This is a genomic window from Anaerotalea alkaliphila, assembly GCF_010179735.1.
Lineage (GTDB): Bacteria > Bacillota > Clostridia > Lachnospirales > Vallitaleaceae > Anaerotalea > Anaerotalea alkaliphila.
The window spans coordinates 41157-59811 of record NZ_JAAEEH010000017.1; the positions used below are offsets into that span (position 1 = coordinate 41157).

At 58.9% G+C, this 18655-nt stretch carries 18 protein-coding genes; 15 read left to right on the plus strand and 3 right to left on the minus strand.

Features of this window, described 5'->3' with window-relative positions; all coding sequences use genetic code 11:
* Positions 1-26: 26 nt before the first annotated feature.
* Both GXN74_RS07605 and glyA read left to right on the plus strand, forming a co-directional pair.
* Positions 27-494 (plus strand): SoxR reducing system RseC family protein, encoded by a 468-nt coding sequence (locus GXN74_RS07605; protein ID WP_162370336.1) that lies wholly within the window; start codon positions 27-29, stop codon positions 492-494.
* A 163-nt stretch (positions 495-657) separates the two neighbouring features.
* Positions 658-1893 carry a serine hydroxymethyltransferase gene (gene glyA / locus GXN74_RS07610; protein WP_162370337.1) on the plus strand — a complete coding sequence of 412 codons (1236 nt, stop codon included), beginning with the start codon at positions 658-660 and terminating at the stop codon, positions 1891-1893.
* 87 nt (positions 1894-1980) lie between these two features.
* Here glyA and GXN74_RS07615 read toward each other — a convergent pair whose 3' ends face one another.
* The 3 genes from GXN74_RS07615 to GXN74_RS07625 are packed head-to-tail and all read right to left on the minus strand — an operon-like array spanning position 1981 to position 3666.
* Complete coding sequence (locus GXN74_RS07615; protein ID WP_162370338.1) at positions 1981-2616, minus strand: lactate utilization protein; 636 nt, start codon at positions 2614-2616, stop codon at positions 1981-1983.
* Between the two features lie 44 nt (positions 2617-2660).
* A complete protein-coding gene (locus GXN74_RS07620; RefSeq protein WP_281355216.1) occupies positions 2661-2969 on the minus strand; it encodes an AzlD domain-containing protein in 309 nt (102 codons plus the stop codon).
* Positions 2962-3666, minus strand: a complete 705-nt coding sequence (locus GXN74_RS07625) for an AzlC family ABC transporter permease (RefSeq protein WP_162370339.1) — start codon at positions 3664-3666, stop codon at positions 2962-2964. The genes GXN74_RS07620 and GXN74_RS07625 overlap by 8 nt, the downstream gene beginning before the upstream one ends.
* 173 nt (positions 3667-3839) lie before the next feature.
* Here GXN74_RS07625 and GXN74_RS07630 point away from each other — a divergent pair, with 173 nt between their 5' ends.
* The 13 genes from GXN74_RS07630 (at position 3840) to GXN74_RS07690 (ending at position 18545) form a co-directional block, all read left to right on the plus strand.
* Positions 3840-5624 (plus strand): DNA topoisomerase III, encoded by a 1785-nt coding sequence (locus tag GXN74_RS07630; protein ID WP_162370340.1) that lies wholly within the window; start codon positions 3840-3842, stop codon positions 5622-5624.
* Positions 5625-5718: 94 nt separating this feature from the next.
* Positions 5719-6231 carry an acetolactate synthase small subunit gene (gene ilvN / locus GXN74_RS07635; protein ID WP_162370341.1) on the plus strand — a complete coding sequence of 171 codons (513 nt, stop codon included), beginning with the start codon at positions 5719-5721 and terminating at the stop codon, positions 6229-6231.
* An 86-nt stretch (positions 6232-6317) separates the two neighbouring features.
* Positions 6318-7307 (plus strand): ketol-acid reductoisomerase, encoded by a 990-nt coding sequence (ilvC, locus tag GXN74_RS07640; protein WP_162370342.1) that lies wholly within the window; start codon positions 6318-6320, stop codon positions 7305-7307.
* An 87-nt stretch (positions 7308-7394) separates the two neighbouring features.
* Positions 7395-8987, plus strand: coding sequence for a citramalate synthase (gene cimA, locus GXN74_RS07645; protein ID WP_162370343.1), 1593 nt, complete (start codon positions 7395-7397; stop codon positions 8985-8987).
* 19 nt (positions 8988-9006) lie between these two features.
* On the plus strand, positions 9007-10080 hold the full coding sequence (leuB, locus tag GXN74_RS07650; RefSeq protein ID WP_162370344.1) for a 3-isopropylmalate dehydrogenase: 1074 nt from the start codon (positions 9007-9009) through the stop codon (positions 10078-10080).
* 51 nt (positions 10081-10131) lie between these two features.
* Positions 10132-11790: a dihydroxy-acid dehydratase gene (gene ilvD / locus GXN74_RS07655; protein WP_162370345.1), complete on the plus strand. Its 1659-nt coding sequence runs from the start codon at positions 10132-10134 to the stop codon at positions 11788-11790.
* A 17-nt stretch (positions 11791-11807) separates the two neighbouring features.
* Positions 11808-13472 (plus strand): biosynthetic-type acetolactate synthase large subunit, encoded by a 1665-nt coding sequence (ilvB, locus tag GXN74_RS07660; protein WP_162370346.1) that lies wholly within the window; start codon positions 11808-11810, stop codon positions 13470-13472.
* A gap of 160 nt (positions 13473-13632) precedes the next feature.
* Positions 13633-14814, plus strand: coding sequence for a 30S ribosomal protein S1 (rpsA, locus tag GXN74_RS07665; protein WP_162370347.1), 1182 nt, complete (start codon positions 13633-13635; stop codon positions 14812-14814).
* A 33-nt stretch (positions 14815-14847) separates the two neighbouring features.
* A complete protein-coding gene (locus GXN74_RS07670; protein WP_162370348.1) occupies positions 14848-16263 on the plus strand; it encodes a hypothetical protein in 1416 nt (471 codons plus the stop codon).
* The gene (locus GXN74_RS07675) at positions 16260-16604 is read left to right on the plus strand and encodes a hypothetical protein (RefSeq protein WP_162370349.1); all 345 of its coding nucleotides are present in this window, start codon (positions 16260-16262) and stop codon (positions 16602-16604) included. Before GXN74_RS07670 ends, GXN74_RS07675 begins: the two co-directional genes overlap by 4 nt.
* The gene (locus tag GXN74_RS07680) at positions 16594-17289 is read left to right on the plus strand and encodes a TIGR01906 family membrane protein (protein WP_162370350.1); all 696 of its coding nucleotides are present in this window, start codon (positions 16594-16596) and stop codon (positions 17287-17289) included. Before GXN74_RS07675 ends, GXN74_RS07680 begins: the two co-directional genes overlap by 11 nt.
* Before the next feature lie 10 nt (positions 17290-17299).
* Positions 17300-18145 (plus strand): hypothetical protein, encoded by an 846-nt coding sequence (locus GXN74_RS07685; RefSeq protein ID WP_162370351.1) that lies wholly within the window; start codon positions 17300-17302, stop codon positions 18143-18145.
* Positions 18146-18161: 16 nt separating this feature from the next.
* Positions 18162-18545: a GerW family sporulation protein gene (locus tag GXN74_RS07690; RefSeq protein ID WP_343032807.1), complete on the plus strand. Its 384-nt coding sequence runs from the start codon at positions 18162-18164 to the stop codon at positions 18543-18545.
* The last annotated feature ends 110 nt before the right edge of the window (positions 18546-18655 follow it).

Sequence of the window (18655 nt, forward strand, 5' to 3'; positions counted from 1 at the left end):
TCGCATCGTGAAAAGGAGATGGTCATATGGCAGAACTGGGACAAGTGATGGAGATCAAGGGCAACCATGCCATAGTGCGCCTGGAGAGGCAGGAAGCCTGCGCCAAGTGCCAAGCCTGCACCCTAGGTACGGAAGTGAAGGACATGATTCTGGAGACGGAGAACCTCTGCGGGGCAAAGGTGAACGACATTGTGGAAGTGTCTTTGGACGAAGGCAACTTCATCAAGGCGGTCGCCATCATGTACGTCCTGCCCTTCCTTGGTTTGGTCGCCGGTTTGGGATTGGGCTATCTGATCGGTCAAGGGATCAACCCCGGCTTGGTGGAGATCATAGCCGTGATCGGGGGATTCCTGCTGATGGCGGTTGTCTTCCTGGTCATCCGGGCCAACGAACCGAAATTCCGGACCAAGAAATACAGGCCTTCGGCCGTCAGGGTGGCCTTCGACGGATACGAGGACCTGGGCGTCAAGGAAACGGAACAGCAGAGCGAATGATGAAGCGGACTTCCGGTTCGCCCCTTCCCAGGGGCGAACTTTTCTGTGGAACAAAAAAAGATTGTTCGAATATTCCCGGTATGCTATAATGTTTTTTAAATCCGCGGCTTTACACGCATGCGGCGGCATCGACAATGAAGACGCTAAGTATGGAGGAAATCAAATGTATTCTTTTGAAGAAGTGAAGCTGGTTGATCCCGCGTTGGCGGAAGCCATGCATAAAGAAATCAACCGTCAGCAATCCAACATCGAACTGATCGCATCGGAGAATTTCGTGTCCAAAGCGGTCATGGCAGCCATGGGAAGTCCTTTGACCAACAAGTACGCGGAAGGCTATCCGGGCAAAAGGTATTATGGCGGTTGCGAATTTGTGGACATCGCCGAGGACCTGGCCAGGGACCGCGCAAAAGAGATATTTGGTGCCGACCACGCCAATGTCCAACCCCATTCTGGCGCCCAGGCAAATATGGCCGTGTTCTTCGCGGTACTCAACCCCGGCGACACCATCATGGGCATGAACCTGAGCCACGGCGGACATCTGACCCACGGCAGCCCGGTGAACATTTCGGGCAAGGAATACAAGGTGGTTCCCTATGGCGTGAACAAGGATGGGTACATCGACTACGACGAACTGATGAAGATCGCACAGGAGACCAGGCCCAAGCTGATCATCGCAGGGGCCAGCGCCTATTCCAGGACCATCGATTTCGCCAAATTCAGGGAAGCGGCGGATGCCGTGGGCGCCTACCTGATGGTGGACATGGCCCACATCGCCGGCCTGGTTGCGGCGGGCCTCCATCCCAATCCGGTACCGTATGCGGATTTCGTCACCACCACCACCCACAAGACCCTCCGGGGTCCCCGTGGAGGCATGATCCTGTGCAGGGAAGAGTATGCAAAAATGATCGACAAGGCCGTGTTCCCAGGCATCCAGGGCGGTCCCCTGATGCACGTGATTGCAGCCAAGGCCGTGAACTTCAAGGAAGCCCTCACGGAGGAGTTCAAGCAGTACCAGAAGCAGATCGTGGCCAATGCGGCCGCCCTCGCCAAGGCGCTGATGGCAAAAGGCTTCAACCTGGTGTCCGGAGGCACGGACAACCATCTGATGCTGGTGGACCTGCAGAACATGGACATCACCGGAAAGGAGGCGGAAAAGCTTCTGGATGCGGTGGGTGTCACCTGCAACAAGAACACCATACCCTTCGACCCCCAGAGTCCCTTCGTGACCAGCGGAATCCGCCTGGGCACACCGGCCGTCACCTCCAGAGGCATGCTGGAAGCGGACATGGAAGTGGTGGCGGAAGTCATCCGTCTGGCCATCACGGATTTCGAGAACAGCCAGGAGAAGGCAAGAGCCATGGTCAAAGAGCTCACCGCCAAGTATCCCTTGGACATCTGACCAAGCTTTCCTGCCCTATAGAAAAAGGAGTTCCGCAACCACCGTCAGGCCGGTTGCGGAACTCCTTTTCAATTGGGGACGGATGTCCTAGAATCCCAGCTCTTCCCCCACAAGGACCACATGGATCCGGTCCTTGGGTTTGGACATGCGGGTGACCACCGTCTGGCAGCAGATGCAGTCCTCCGCAAGGCAGTGGTGGCATTTGCCGGTTTCCACGCAAGGGGTGTTTTTGCCCAGCCGCATGGTGTTGGGGGGGGCGGCGAAGGTCCGCACCCGTTGGATGGCGCTTGCCTCGTCCGGGGCGACCTTGTTCATGCCGGCAACGATGATGACTTTCCGGGGACCGTAAATCATGGCCGCCACCCGGTTTCCCGTACCATCCACGTTCACCAGCTTCCCGTCCAGGGTGATGGCGTTGCTGCCCATAAGATAGTAGTCCACGGAGAAGGTGTCCCGGTGGAACTGTTCCATGGCCACAGGGGTCTTTGCCTGGCTGCGCTCCATCAGGGTCAGGTCCCGCTCCCGCAGGACATCCAGGATGCCGGTTTGGGTCAGGGTCATGGAGCCGCCGGAGCCGACTGTCGTCCCATCCGGAATCATGGAGGAAACCAGCTCCCTCGCCTCGTCGGCGGTCTCCACATAATGTCCGGTGATGTTCCTCTTCTCCATGGCTTTGATGACGGTATGGGCTTGTTTGGCGTAGAATTCCTTCTTTGGATGCATGGGTGCTCCTTTCGCAGTGTTGCAGGGTCGGAAGGGTGGGCAGGTTACAGGAGAAGCCTTTCGGCCAGGTATACGGCGCCGACGGCCGCCAGGGTAACGGTGAGCAGGCTTTTCTCCCGATAGGCCAGGAGGAAGGCCACGGCGCATCCGGCGGCCGCGGAGAGGGTGCTTCCCGTGGACTCGAAGATGCCCGGGAAGGTCATGGCTCCCAGGACGGTGAAGGGGATGTAGTCCAGGAAGCTGCGGATCCGCCGGTTTTTCAGGTGCCGCCGGAAGAAGGTGAGGGGGGCCATCCGGATGAGGTAGGTGGAAAGGGCCATCAGCAGGATGCCCCCCAGATAGTAGCTAGGCAACTTCCTCCACCTCCTTCGGGAAAAGCCAGGCGCCTGCCAGGGAGGCTCCGGCGGCCGACAGGATCATGCTGTAGCCGCCGCCCAGTCCCTGGAGGAAGGGGGCGTACCGGAAGAAGGTGCTGAAGGCGACCGCCAGAAGCACCACCAGGAGCACGTCCCGGGAGCGTTTGGCCACGGGCAGCACCAGGGCGATGAACATGCCGTAGAGCGCGATGCCGGCCGCACTCTGCATCCGGGGGGTGAGCAGGGCGTCGGCGGCGGCACCCAGGAAAGTGCCCAAGGCCCAGCCCAGGTAGGGGATGGACATGAGGCCGGCCATATAGGGGAAGGTCACTTCCTTTTCCTCCAGGGACGCCACCGTGAAGGTCTCGTCCGTGATCCCGAAGGACATCAGGGCCCTGTGGGGTCTGGAAAGGCCGGCGGAGACCTTCTGGGCCAGGGAAAGGGACATCAGGGCGTAGCGGCTGTTGATCACCATGGTGGCCAGAAGGAGTTCAAGATATCCTGCGGAACTGAACAGCAGGAGGGTGCCGGCGAATTGTCCGGCGGAGGTCAGGTTCGTCATGGACATGAGCACCACCAAGCCGATGGGCATGCCGCCTCCAGCGGCCAGGATGCCATAGGTGAAGGATACGGAAATGTACCCCAGGCCGATGGGCACCCCATGGCGCAATCCGGTGGAAAAATCGTTTTTCATGTTGGGTCCTGGCTTTCTATGGATATTGGGCGATGGGGAAGTGCCCCCGGACGCCAAGTCCCATTATACCATCGATGGAGAGGGGCTGCCAAGGGTTTTGCCCTTTTCCGCTTTGACAGGGGAGGACAACCGGTGGTACAATGCAATACGAAGAGAAGCAGGAGGAGGGAAAGATGGGAAAACAATTGATTGTCGCGGAAAAGCCTTCGGTGGCCAGGGACATCGGAAGGGTTCTGGGGTGCCGGAGCAACAAAGACGGCTACATGGAAAGCGGAAAATATCTGGTGACCTACGCCATTGGCCACCTGATCGCCCTGTGGGACCCCGAGGACTATGACCCTGCCCTCAAGCGATGGAACTACCAGACGCTTCCCATCATTCCGGAGCCGATCCGCACCAAACCCTATCCCAAGACCAAGAAACAGCTGGACCTGGTGGGCAGGCTGATGGAGCGGGAGGACGTGGAAAGCCTCATCTGCGCTACGGACAGCGGAAGGGAAGGGGAACTGATCTTCCGCTACATCTACGGATATCTGGGATGCCGCAAGCCGTTCTACCGGCTCTGGATCTCCAGCATGACCGACGAGGCCATCCGGCAGGGGTTCGAAAAGCTGAAGCCCGGGGAGGCCTACGACAACCTGTACCATTCGGCCAGGTGCCGGTCGGAGGCGGACTGGCTGGTGGGGATCAACGCCACCCGGGCCTTCACCACCCGCTACGGAGACCTCTACAGTGTGGGAAGGGTCCAGACGCCCACGCTGGCACTGATCGTCCAAAGGCAGTTGGAGATCGAGGGGTTCAAGCCGGAGGACTACTACGAGGTGGAGGCGGACTACGGGGATTTCAAGGGAACCTGGTTCTGGAAGAAGCAGAGCGCCACCCGGATGGACCGGGAGGAAAAGGCGCGGGAGGTGGCGGACCGCTGCCTGGGGAAGGAAGTCCAGGTGCTGGAGCTGGAGAAGAAGAAGAACCGCCAGCCTCCCCCGTTCCTCTATGACCTGACCGAGCTCCAAAGGGACGGCAACAAGGAGCATGGCTTCACCGCCCAACAGGTCCTCACCATTGCCCAGGAGCTTTATGAAAAGAGGAAGCTGATCACCTATCCCCGGACGGACAGCCGCTTCCTCAGCGACGACATGAAGCCGGTGGCCCAGAAGACCATGGAAAGCATCAACGTCCACCCCTACAGCAAAGCCATCGGGCCGCTGCTGGCGAAAGGCCCCTTGAAATTCAGCAAGCGGATCGTGGACAACGGGAAGGTCACGGACCACCACGCCATCATTCCCACCAACCGCCGGCCTGACCCGGGAAGCCTTCCCCCCGACCTGCTGAAAATCTACCAGCTGGTGGTGAAGCGTTTCATCGCCGTGTTCTGCGAGCCCTTCGAGTTCGAGACCACCAAGGTTGTGATGGGCACGGAGGAAGACACCTTCCTGTCCAAGGGCAAGACGGTGCTGGCCATGGGATGGAAGGGGCTGTACCAGAACAGGAACGAGGAAGGGGACCAGCTGCTGCCCCCCCTGAAGAAGGGGGAGAAGAGGACCATCCAGGACTGCAACCTGCTGACCAAGCAGACCAGTCCCCCCAAACCGTTCACGGAGGCCACTTTGCTCAGCGCCATGGAGAACGCCGGACGCTTCGTGGAGGACGAGGACCTGAAGGAGCAGCTCAAAGCCTCCGGTTTCGGGACGCCGGCCACCCGCGCGGGCATCATCGAACGGCTGCTGCAAGTGGAGTACATCGTCCGGAAGGGGAAGGCCCTTGTGCCCACGGAAAAAGGGCGGCGCCTTGTGGCCCTTGTGCCGGAGGAGCTGAAATCCCCCGTCACCACCGGAAAATGGGAAAAGGGATTGGGCAGGATCAGCCAGGGTGCCCTGGACCCCCAAAGGTTCATGGACAGCATCGGCCGTTTCGTGCGCTACATCGTGCAGGAGGCCGGGAATCCCCAAGGAAGATAAGAACTTTTCCATGTCAAATTAAATTTTGACTAGGAAAAGTTACGGACCTTGTGTTATAATGTTCTTTGTATATTATAGATAAAGGAGGCAGGCTATGAAAAGACATGTATTGTCTGTGCTGGTGAGCAACCACTCCGGCGTATTAAGCCGCGTGGCGGGGCTCTTTTCAAGGAGAGGATACAACATCGACAGTCTGTCCGTAGGGGAGACGGAGAACCCGGACATCTCACGGATGACCATTGTAGCCCAGGGGGACGATCTGATCATCGAGCAGATCATGAAGCAGCTGGACAAGCTCCACGATGTGTATTATATAAAGCAACTTCCCCAGCCTGAAGCGGTCTGCAAGGAGATGGCACTGATCAAAGTATCCGCCAACAACACCAACCGCGTGGAGATCATCGGGATCATCGACATCTTTGAGGCGTCCATCGTGGATGCGGCAACGGAGGCGCTGACCATCGAGGTGACCGGAGACAAGAACGACATCGACACCTTCATCACCATGATCGAACCCTACGGCATCAAGGAAATGACACGGACAGGCATCATCGCGCTGCAGAAGGGCAACAGGGACATCAAAGAGGACCTGCCCGAAGAGGAATAAGGGAATCGTCAACATGCAATCATGAAGGGAACCGCCGCCCGACGGGCAGGAGGTCCCTATCATTTATAAAATGGAGGAATTTTCAAATGGCAAAGATGTTTTATGAAAAAGACTGCAATCTGTCCCTGCTGGACGGAAAGACCGTTGCGATCATCGGATACGGATCACAAGGACATGCACACGCATTGAACCTGCACGACTCGGGCGTCAACGTGGTCGTAGGCCTTTATGAAGGCAGCAAATCCTGGAAGGAAGCGGAAGCTGCGGGGCTGAAAGTGGCTGTAGCCGCGGAAGCCGCAAAGATGGCCGACGTGATCATGATCCTTCTCCCGGATGAGAAACAAGGGGATGTCTACAGAGAAAGCATCGCGCCAAACCTGGAGGCCGGAAACGCATTGGCCTTCGCCCACGGCTTCAACATCCACTACGGACAGATCCAGCCTCCGGCGGATGTGGACGTGTTCATGATCGCCCCCAAAGGCCCCGGACATACGGTGCGGTACCAGTATGAGGAAGGCAAAGGCGTACCTTGCCTGATCGCCGTCCATCAGGACGCCACAGGACAGGCGGAAGCAAAAGGACTGGCCTATGCGGCAGGAATCGGCGGAGCCCGTGCCGGCATCCTGGAGACCACCTTCAAGGAAGAGACCGAGACCGACCTGTTCGGCGAGCAGGCCATCCTTTGCGGAGGCGTTTCCGAGCTGATGAAAGCAGGATTCGAGACCCTGGTGGAAGCCGGATACCAGCCGGAAAGCGCATATTTCGAATGCGTCCATGAAATGAAACTGATCATCGACCTTGTGAACAAAGGCGGCCTCAGCTTCATGCGCTACTCCATCAGCGACACGGCGGAGTTTGGAGACTACTCCATCGGCAAGCGGATCATCACGGAAGAAACGAAGAAGGAAATGAAGAAGGTCCTGGGAGAGATCCAAGACGGAACTTTCGCCAAGAACTGGATTCTGGAGAACAAGGCCAACAGGCCCGCGTTCAACGCAAGAAGAAGGATCGAAGCGGAGCACCAGGTGGAGACGGTCGGTAAAGAGCTTAGAAAAATGATGAGCTGGATGAAGTAAGAGCTGGATACAGCAAGAGCCAAAAGGCCGGTGAAGACCGGCCTTTTGTCAACAAATAAACGGGAAAGAGGATAAGGAGCCCAGGCGATGCATAGAAGGATAGACATTTATGATTCTACGCTCCGGGATGGAGCGCAAGGTGAAGGGATCTCCTTCTCCGTACTGGACAAGATCAACATTGTGAAGGCTTTGGATGAGATCGGTGTTGCGTTCATCGAGGCGGGAAATCCGGGCTCCAATCCGAAGGACCTGGAATTCTTTGAGGAAGTCAAGCATCTGGAGCTGAAGAACGCCAAGCTGGTGGCCTTTGGAGCCACCCGGAGGCGGGACATCCGCCCGGAAGAGGATGCCAACCTCCAGTCCCTGCTGATTGCCGATACGGAACATGTGGCCATTTTCGGAAAAAGCTGGGACTTCCATGTGACGGAAATCATCAACACCACCCTGGAAGAAAATCTACGCATGATCCAGGACACCATCCGCTACATGCAGGAGAAGGGGAAGAAGGTCGTCTTCGACGCGGAGCACTTCTACGACGGATACAAGAACAACAGGGAGTACGCGCTGGCCACCGTGCGGGCCGCGGCGGAAATGGATGTACACAGCGTGGTCCTCTGCGACACCAACGGAGGAACCACGCCCATGGAGATCTACAGCATCACCAGGGAGGTCTGCGAGCAGCTTGACGTGCCTGTGGGCATCCATTGCCACGACGATTCGGGGACGGCGGTGGCCAACTCCCTGCTGGCGGTGGAGGCCGGCGCACAGCAGGTCCAGGGAACCTTCGTGGGTTTCGGCGAGCGCTGCGGAAACGCAAACCTGGCCATCATCATCGGCGGTCTGCAGCTGAAGAAGAAGTTCCAGTGCATACCGGAGGAGAACATGGAACTTCTCACCCCCACCGCCAGGTTGATTGCGGAAATCGCCAACATCCGGCTGCAGGATGGCATGGCCTTCGTCGGCAAGAACGCTTTCGCCCACAAGGGAGGCATGCACATCGACGGGGTCAACAAGGCCTCCCACAGCTTTGAGCACATCCCCCCCGAGGCCGTGGGGAACGAGCGGCGCTTCCTTATGTCCGAAGTGTCGGGCAGGAGCACCATCCTGAAGAAGATCAACAAGATTGCGCCTGAAATCCAGAAGGACTCCCCGGAGACCATCGCCATCATCAACCGCTTGAAGGAACTGGAGCATGAAGGCTACCAGTTCGAGGGGGCGGAAAGCACTTTCGAGCTGGTGATCCGGAAGCATCTGGGAAAATACAAGCCGTTCTTCGAATTGGAGAACTTCAAGATCATGAACGAAAAGCCTGCTGCGGGAGACCAGTTCAGCGCCTACGCCATGGTGAAGGTGCGGGTGGAGGATGCCGTGAAGATGACGGCCGCGGAAGGCGACGGCCCGGTGAACGCCTTGGACAAGGCCCTGCGGGAAGCGTTGGAAGGGTTCTATCCCATCCTCTCCAAAGTGGCCTTGACGGATTACAAGGTACGGGTGCTGGACACCAAGGAAGCCACAGCCGCCAAAGTGCGGGTCCTGATCACCTCCTCCGACGGGGAACGGTCCTGGACCACCGTGGGGGTTTCCACGGACATCATCGAAGCCAGTTTGACGGCGTTGGTGGATTCCATCGAAATCAAGCTCATCCGGGACATTGAAGAGAAAATGAAATACTACCTATAAGAAAAGGAGATGGAGAAGCATGGACTATAGATTGGCGGTCATCAAGGGAGACGGGATCGGTCCCGACATCGTAGAGGAAGGGCTTAAGGTTCTGGAAATCATCAGCCAAAAATTCGGACACACCTTCACCTGCAAGGAGGTGCTGGCGGGAGGCGCAGCCATCGACGCCACAGGGAAGTCCCTGCCGGAAGAGACGGTGGAAGTCTGCAAGGCATCCGATTCCGTGATCCTGGGAGCCATGGGGGGACCCCAATGGGACAACCTGGCCAATGGAGACCGTCCGGAGAAGGCGCTGCTGGGACTGCGTGCAGCCCTGGGGCTCTTCGGGAACATCCGTCCCGCGGTGCTGTATCCCCAGCTGAAGGACGCCTGCCCCCTGAAGGACAGGATCATCGGGGAAGGCGGCATCGACATCGTGGTCGTCCGGGAACTGACCGGCGGAATCTACTTCGGCGAACGGGGCGAGGGTGTGGGCGAGCTGGGTGCCTACAAGTACGACACGCTGAAATACAGCGAGGTCGAAGTGGAGCGGATCGCCCGGAGGGCCTTTGAAATCGCCATGAAGCGCGGCAAGAAGGTCACCAGCGTGGACAAGGCCAACGTCCTGGACAGCTCCAAATTGTGGAGAAGGGTCGTGGAAGAGGTGGCCAGGGAGTTCCCGGAAGTGGAGCTCAACCACCTTTATGTGGACAATGCCGCCATGCAGCTGGTCATCAACCCCAAGCAGTTCGATGTGATCGTGACCGGAAACATGTTCGGCGACATCCTCTCCGATGAGGCCAGCATGATTACCGGATCCATCGGCATGCTGCCTTCCGCCAGCCTGGGAACCGGGAAGCTGGGCATGTATGAGCCCATCCATGGTTCCGCTCCGGACATCGCCGGACAGGACAAGGCCAACCCCATCGCCACCATCCTCTCCATCGCCATGATGCTGCGCTACTCCTTCGACTTGGAGAACGAGGCGAAGGCCATCGAAGACGCCATCGAGAAGGTGCTGGAGGCGGGCTACAGGACCGGGGACATCTACAGCGAAGGGACCACATTGGTCGGAACGAAGGAAATGGGCCGTCTGATCCGGGGACAGCTGTAACGATACGACAAGCCAGGAGGCGCCTGCACAGGTGCCGGAAAGGATTTTCATATGAGAAGCGACAGAGTTAAGGCCGGCATAGAAAGGGCACCCCACCGTTCCTTGTTCAAGGCCATGGGGTACACCGATGAAGAAATAAGACGTCCCATGATCGGGATTGTCAACTCCAAGAACGACATCATTCCCGGGCACATCCATCTGGACACCATCGCCGAAGCGGTCAGGACGGGGGTCCTGATGGCGGGAGGGACGCCCATGGAGTTTCCGGCCATCGGCGTTTGCGACGGCATCGCCATGGGACATGAGGGAATGCACTATTCCCTGGTGACACGGGAACTTATTGCGGATTCCATCGAAGCGGTGGCCAACGCCCATGCCTTCGATGCGCTGGTGCTGATCCCCAACTGCGACAAGATCGTCCCCGGCATGCTCATGGCTGCGGCCCGGTTGAACATCCCGGCCGTCGTCGTCAGCGGGGGCGCCATGCTCTCCATCAACAGCATGAACAAGGACCTGGACCTGAACAGCGCCTTTGAGGCCGTGGGCGCCTACAAGGCCGGGAAGATGACGGAAGAGGATGTGCTGACCTGCGAGAACAACGCATGTCCCACCTGCGGCTCCTGTTCGGGCATGTTCACCGCCAACAGCATGAACTGCCTCAGCGAAGTGCTGGGCATCGCCCTTCCCGGCAACGGAACCATCCCTGCGGTGTTCTCCGAAAGGATCCGCCTGGCCAAGCAGGCCGGCATGAAGGTCATGGAGATGCTGGAGAAGGGCATCCGCCCCAGGGACATCATGACCCCGGAAGCGTTCGAAAACGCCTTGACGGTGGACATGGCCCTGGGATGCAGCACCAACAGCATGCTCCACCTCCCTGCCATCGCCTATGAGGCCGAGGTGCCCTTGAACCTGGAGATGGCGAACGCCATCAGCGCCAAGACACCCAACCTCTGCAAGCTCGCACCCGCGGGGGAACACCATGTCCAGGACCTGTATTTCGCAGGCGGCGTCCAGGCGGTGATGATGGAGCTGGACAAGGCCAGCCTCCTCCATACGGACCTGATGACGGTCACCGGCAAGACGATCAAGGAGAACATCGCTTCCGCAGTCAACAGGAATACGAACGTGATCCGAAGCATCGGGGATCCCTATTCCCCCACAGGCGGCATCGCCGTGCTGAAGGGGAACATCGCTCCAGACGCCTGCGTAGTCAAGAGGTCCGCGGTTGCGCCCGAGATGCTGGTGCATGAAGGGCCGGCCAGGGTGTTCGATTCCGAAGAGAAGGCCATCGAGGCCATCTACCAGGGAGGGATCAAAGCCGGGGACGTGGTGGTCATCCGATACGAAGGACCTAAAGGCGGTCCCGGCATGCGGGAAATGCTGTCCCCCACCTCCGCTTTGGCGGGCATGGGACTGGACAAGCAGGTGGCCCTCATCACCGACGGAAGGTTCAGCGGCGCCACCAGAGGCGCGGCCATCGGTCATGTCTCGCCGGAGGCCGCGGAAGGCGGTCCCATCGGACTCCTGAAGGAAGGGGATGTGGTGAGCGTCAACATTCCGGAAGGAACCATCAACGCAAAGGTATCGGAAGAGGAATTCGCCAAAAGGCGGGAGACATTTGAACCGCTGCCCCCCAAGATCACAAAAGGCTATGTGGCCAGATACGCCAAATTGGTCACGTCCGCCAGTACGGGAGCGGTATTGAAATAGGGAAAGGAGCACAAAGCATGCAAATGACTGGAGCTCAAATACTCGTGGAGTGTTTGCTTGAACAGGGTGTGGATACGATCTTCGGCTTTCCCGGCGGGGCCGTTCTGCACATCTATGATGAATTGTATAGACAGCACGACAGGATCCGCCACATCCTGACCTCCCATGAACAGGGGGCGTCCCATATGGCGGACGGTTACGCCCGGGCCACCGGAAAAGTGGGCGTGTGCCTTGCGACCTCCGGTCCGGGAGCGACCAACCTGGTGACGGGGATCGCCACCGCCTACATGGACTCCATCCCCATGGTGGCCATCACCGGAAACGTCCCCTTGTCCCTGCTGGGCAAGGACAGCTTCCAGGAGGTGGACATCGCAGGCATCACCATGCCGGTGACGAAACACAACTACATCGTCAAGGATGTCAAGGACCTGGCGAGGATCCTCCGGGAGGCTTTCTATGTGGCCCAGGAGGGACGTCCCGGTCCGGTCCTGGTGGACATCCCCAAGGACGTGACCGCCCACAAGGCGGAGTATGTCCGTGAGGAACCCCGGAAGGTGGAACGGCGATGCAAGGGGATTACGGACGAATCCATCCGGGAAGCCCTGGAGGTGATCGGAAGATCCAGGAAGCCCTACATCCTGGTGGGCGGCGGGGTCGTCCTGTCGGACGCCAAGGACCAGATCGTGGAGCTCGCGGATAAGTTGGATGCGCCGGTTACCTGCAGCCTCATGGGCATGGGAGGTTTCCCGACCAACCATCCCCGGTATACGGGGATGCTGGGGATGCACGGCACCAAAGCCTCCAACATCGGCGTGACCCATTGCGACCTTCTGGTTGTGGTGGGGGCCAGGTTCAGCGACCGGGTGACCGGGGACACGGCCAAGTTCGCCAGAGGGGCCCAGGTCCTGCACATCGACATCGATCCGGCGGAAATCAACAAGAATGTTGCCGCCTACCACCATATCATCGGGGACGTGAAGATGGTGCTGGAAGCCCTGAACAGCCGGCTGGAGCAGCAGCAGCATGCGGCCTGGATGGAGGAAGTGGCGAAGATCCAAAAGGATAATCCCCTGCGCTACAAGCCGGGCCTGACCGGCCAGTACGTCATCGAACGGCTGTACGCCTACACCAAGGGGAACGCCATCATCGCCACGGAAGTGGGGCAGCACCAGATGTGGGCGGCCCAATTCTACAAGTTCCATGAACCCAGGCTATTCCTCACTTCCGGGGGGCTGGGAACCATGGGATACGGCATGGGCGCCGCCATCGGCGCAAAGGTGGCCCGGCCGGACATGCGGGTGGTCAACATAGCCGGAGACGGAAGTTTCCGGATGAACATGAACGAGATCATGACCGCGGTCCGCTACAAGATCCCCATTGTGGTACTGGTGATCAACAACAGCGTGCTGGGCATGGTCCGCCAGTGGCAGACCATCTTCTATGACGAACGCTACTCCTTCACCCATCTGAATCCGGACCTGGACTACGTGAAGCTCTGCGAGGCTTTCGGAGCCCAGGGGTACAACCTGGACAAGGTGGAGGACATCGATGCGGTATTCGACAAGGCCTTTGCAAGCGACGTCCCTGTGGTGATCAACTGCATCGTGGACAAGGACGACATGGTGTATCCCATGGTTGCACCAGGCAAGCCCATCGACGAGCTGGTCGAGGAAAAATACTAGAACCAACCTTCAGGGACGGGAGGAGCCGGTAAGGTGCCTTCCGTCCTTTCAATTTGACCTTTTCAAAGAGGGCAGAATATTGTATGATATTGACAGGGAGCCTGCTTTGCGGTCTCCGAGCACGAAAGAAACCGAATCAACCGACAGGGAGGATACAACAATGGAAGAAAACACGAACAGGGAAGAAACGATGGCGGATTTCGAGAAGGAGCTTCAGGCGTCCTTCAGGAAAATACGGGAAGGGGAACAGGTAAAGGGGGAAGTCATTTCCGTCACGGACCAGGAGTTGCTGGTGAACATCGGATATGTGGCCGACGGCATCATCCCCAAGGAGGAGACGCTGCTGAAGGCGGAGGACGTCCTGGCGGACAACTACAAGCCGGGGGACCAGGTGACCGCGGAAGTGCTCAGCAAGAACGACGGGGACGGCAATGTGCTGCTCTCCATCAAGAAGGCCGTCTCCTTCCTGGTATGGGAAGAGCTGGAAAGCGCCTTCGAACGCAAAGGGGACATCTCCGTCACCGTCAAGAGCGCGGTCAAGGGCGGCGTGGTCTGCGACATCCAGGGGGTGCGCGGCTTCATCCCCGCATCTCAGCTGTCCGTCGGCTATGTGGAGAACCTGGAGGATTATGTGGGGGTCACTTTCGACGTGCGCGTGATCGAGCTGGACGAGGCTACAGACAAGGTGATCCTTTCCAGGAAGGTCGTGGAAGAAGAGGAGCGGGCCGAGGCAAGGGGAAAACTCATGGACACCATACAGAAGGGGGACCGCTTCACTGGAAAGGTGAAGAAGGTGCTTGACTTCGGAGCCTTCGTGGACCTGGGCGGCGTGGACGGACTGGTCCACATCGGCGAGCTTTCCTGGACCAAGATCAAGCATCCCAGCGAAGTGGTCAAGGAAGGGGAGACCGTGGACGTGGTCGTACTGGACGTGGACAAGAAGCGGGGAAGGATCTCCCTGGGATACAAGGCACTGCAGCAAGACCCCTGGGCGGCATCGGCGGAAGCCATGAAGGTCGGTTCCGTGCAGGCGGGCACCGTCACCAGGATTGCGGATTTCGGAGCGTTCGTGCAGATCGCCGACGGCGTGGAAGGACTGGTGCACATATCCGAAATCAGCGACGACCGGGTGAACAAGGTGGAAGACGTGCTTTCCGTGGGGCAGCAGGTCAAGGTGAAGGTGCTGGAAAAGGACCTGGCCAAAAAGAAGATCCGCCTCAGCATGAAGGGTGCGGAAGCATCGGAGAACAGGGCGGACCTGGACGCCTACATCGGGCAGCAGGAGGAGGCAACCACGAACCTGGAAAGCGTGTTCAAGAAATTCCTGAAGGATTTGGAATAAACGAAAGATCCCTACCGCAAAGGAGCATGAGCCATGGCAGATTTCAGGAAGATCAGGAAAGACCTGGAAAGGGAAGGGAAGCCGGAAGAGGCACTGAACCAGCTGGTGCGTACGTATCAGAAATCTTTTGGGGAATTCCTTTTGGCGGCGGGCGCCCTGCAGACCCTCTTTTTGAGGGAGTTGCTGGAGGAAGCCGGGGAGGCCGGAGGCGTCCTTCCCGAATGCATGGGGAGCATGGACCGGATGGCATCCTATGGCGCCCGTCTGGGCCGTTTGGGGAAGCTTGGCCAGGAGGAGCAGCGGCTCCTCCTGGAGGAACTGAAGGGGGAGCGGGACAGGCTTGAACGCTGCGGCCGTGTGCTCTCCGCCGTGACCGACCAGCTGAGCCAAGGCGCCTACATGCTGGAGCGCCTCCCCGGGCCGGGAAGCGAAGGCATCCGGACCATGGAGACGGACGAGGACTTCGTGCAGGAGGTCCTCGCCGGACTGTTCTCCAATCCGGACCGGAATGCCCAAAGGGAGCTCCTGAAATACATCTACAGCGTGCTGCCGGTGCGGATGACGGCCAGCCGGTTCCATCATATGACAGACCAGTATTTCGAACGGTTCAAGGGATTGGACCGGAAGAACGTGTCGGCGCACAAGGAACTGCTTTGGGAGGTGTTCCATCCCGAAGGGCTCTGGGAGGAGGCTGGGGAAATCGGGGGGATGGCCCGGGAACTCCAGGACATCATGGGGGAATTGGATGCCCCCCCATTGAAGCACAAGGAAGCGCTGCTTGCACGGATGGAAAGGCTGACGGAAGAGAAAGACCGCTGGCTGGACTTGTGCGTGGAAGCGGCGAAGACGTTGAACGGTTGGATCGGGTTGTTGCAGGTCCTGGATCCCTCCATGGAATCCGTCCTGGGAGACCTCCTGGACCGGTACGGGGATTTTTATGCCCGCCTGGACTGGAAGGCACCTGGGGATACGGAGGGGGAAAGGGAGTTCCTGGAGAGCCTGGAGGGGATCCAGGAGCAAAGGATGGAAGAGGTCGGCACCCTCCTGGGGATCTTCGAGGAGACCGGGGAACGGCATAAATCCGCAATCCTTGCGGCAGGCCTTTCCAAGTACTTCAGGGAGATCCGTTGGCTGGCGGGATTCACCGGAAACAGCGCTTTTCCCCCCTATGAGGAACCGGGAAGCGAGGAGGAGGTCCAATGCGACGATTTCCACCTGGCCACGCTGAAGAGGGACCTGTCCCGCGCCATGGAGGAAGTCTTCCGGGGCGACAGCCGGATGCGGAAAAGGGCCAGGATGGCCGCCCTGCTAGGGTACTTCAACATCCTGCATAAGACGCCCCAGGAGATCCACGACTTCCTTCTGGAGAGCATGCAGGGCTGTGGGAATCCCCAGGAAAAAGTGGCCAGCATGATGGCCATCAGGGAAGGATTGAGGCATTTGCAATGATACCGCTGAAGAAAGTCTACTTTGACCCATGGATCCTGCCGCGCAGCTATGGGGACATCCTGCGGCAGATCCGCAACGGGTCCCCCAGGGCCCGGAGGTACATCCGCATCGTGGTGCGCGGAACGGGGAAGAACCTGATGGAAATGGTCTCCTACAGGGAAGTCCGGAGGCTGGAGGAACAGGGGGAAGACATCTATCTCCTGGGGGTCCTGCTGCCCAGGCCGGGGGATTCCGCCCACCGTCTGGTGGAGCGGATCCTGCAGGACTGGGTGGGCATTGCCCCCGACCTGGAGAAGGAAGCGGTCTTCCGGGGAATCGGGGTACGCATCCATGGAAATTAGGATCTGCAGATGGCTGAACAGGGTCCTGCTCCTTTGGCTGTTGGTGGCACTGCTGTTCCATGCGGTGCAGCTGGTGGCCTTCAACATGGAATACTTCAGCTGGCACTACAGGACCTACGACATCATGGCCGACACGGGCATGGCGTACCCGGAACTGATGGAGTCCACACGGGAGATGCTTTCCTATCTGCTGGGGGACCGGGAGGACCTGGTCATGGAAGTCGTGGTGGGAGGGGAGCTGCAGGAGGTTTTTGGAGAACGGGAAAAGGCCCACATGGTGGATGTCCGGCAGCTGGTGCTGCAAGGCAGGGGCTTCAGGGACCTGGGGACAGCCTTGTTCCTGTTTTACAGCGGCCTGCTCTTCTGGAAAAGGCGGGAATGCTTCCTGCTCCTGCTCGCATCGGTGAAAAGGGTGTTCGCTGGGGGGATTCTTGCCATGGCCGTTGTGGGCGGCCTGCTGGCTTGGAATTTCGAAAGATGGTTCGTGCTTTTTCACGAGGTTTTCTTTGACAACGACCTTTGGCTGCTGGACCCGGCTACGGATGTGCTGATCAACATGGTGCCGGAGGTGTTCTTCTTCAACACCAGCATGCTGATCCTGCTGGCGTTCCTCTTGGAGGCGGTCCTGCTGGGCGCAGGTGCGGCGGTTTGGTCAAAAAGGACGGAAACAAGACAAGGACGCTAGGAGGTGGGGTATGGCCACAATGCTGGCAATAACCTTGGGAATACTCAAGTTCATCGGGATTTTGCTGCTGGTGGTCCTGGCCCTGGCCCTGCTGGTCCTGTTGCTGGTGCTGCTCGTGCCCATACGCTACAAGGTGGAGGGGGGGTACAAGGAGGACCTGCAGCTGGCCGGCAGGGTGGGTTGGCTCTTCCACCTCTTCCACCTGCACCTGGCCATGGACGGGAAAGGACTGCGGTATACGGCCAAGGTCGCCATGAAGACGATGGCGACCAACGAACCCCGGCCGTCCCCGAAGGCTGCGGGGAAAAAACAGGGTCCCCGGCCGAAGGCTGCGCAAAAGCCGGCGAAGCCTCCAGAAGGAAGGCCGAAGCCGGCAGCGGGACCGAAGCCGACCCAGGAGCCGAAACAGGGGCCGAAACAGGGGCCGAGACCCGGGCTGAAGCCGGAGCCCATGCAGAAACCGGCGCCGCCCCAAGGGGAACAGAAGGAAGAGACGGCACGGGAAAAGTTTGGAAGGTTCAAGGACTTCTTCCAGGCTCCGGAGAACAAGGGGCTTGCGGGCAGCGTGTTCCGGAAGCTGAAGAAGCTGTTCCGCCGGTTGCTGCCGAAGGTCCGGGGAAACCTCCACTGGGGGGCGGATGACCCGGCCACGACAGGCATGGCCCTGGGAGCGGCCAGCATATTTTATCCCCTTTGGCGGGACAAGCTGGTGCTCCACCCTTCCTTCGAGGAGGCCCGGCTGGAAGGGGACTTCAGCGTGGAGGGGAAGGTGCGCCTCTCCTGGTTCGCTTCCCTGGGGCTGGGGCTTCTCCTGGACAAGCGGGTGCGCAGGTTGATCGGCGAGTTGAAAAAGTGACCAAGGAGGAATGGATATGGATACGAATTTCAAGAAAACGGTAGACTCCCTGTTTGCGGGAATGGACAACCTCATCAGCAGCAAGACGGTGGTGGGGGACGCGGTGCATATCGAGGACACCATCATCCTGCCCTTGGTTGAGGTATCCTTCGGCTTGGGTGCCGGCTCCACGGAGAATGGGGAGGGCAAGAACGGTTCCGGCGGAGGCGGAGGTCTGGGCGCCAAAATAATTCCCAGTGCCGTGATCGTGATCAAGGACGGAAACACCAAGCTGGTGAACATCAAGAACCAGGACAGCTTCACCAAGCTGCTGGACCTGGTGCCCGACCTCATGGACCGGTTCGCATCCAAGGAGAAGGGGAAGCCCGATCCGGAAAAACAAGATGTCAAGCGTTTTTGAAAATGTCCCGAAAAACTTATAACATAGGCACCAGCTATTGCTGGTGCTTTTTTGGTCTTGGGCGTGATGCAAGGGAGCGGCATTTATTCCACGGACCTGTTTACAGCGAG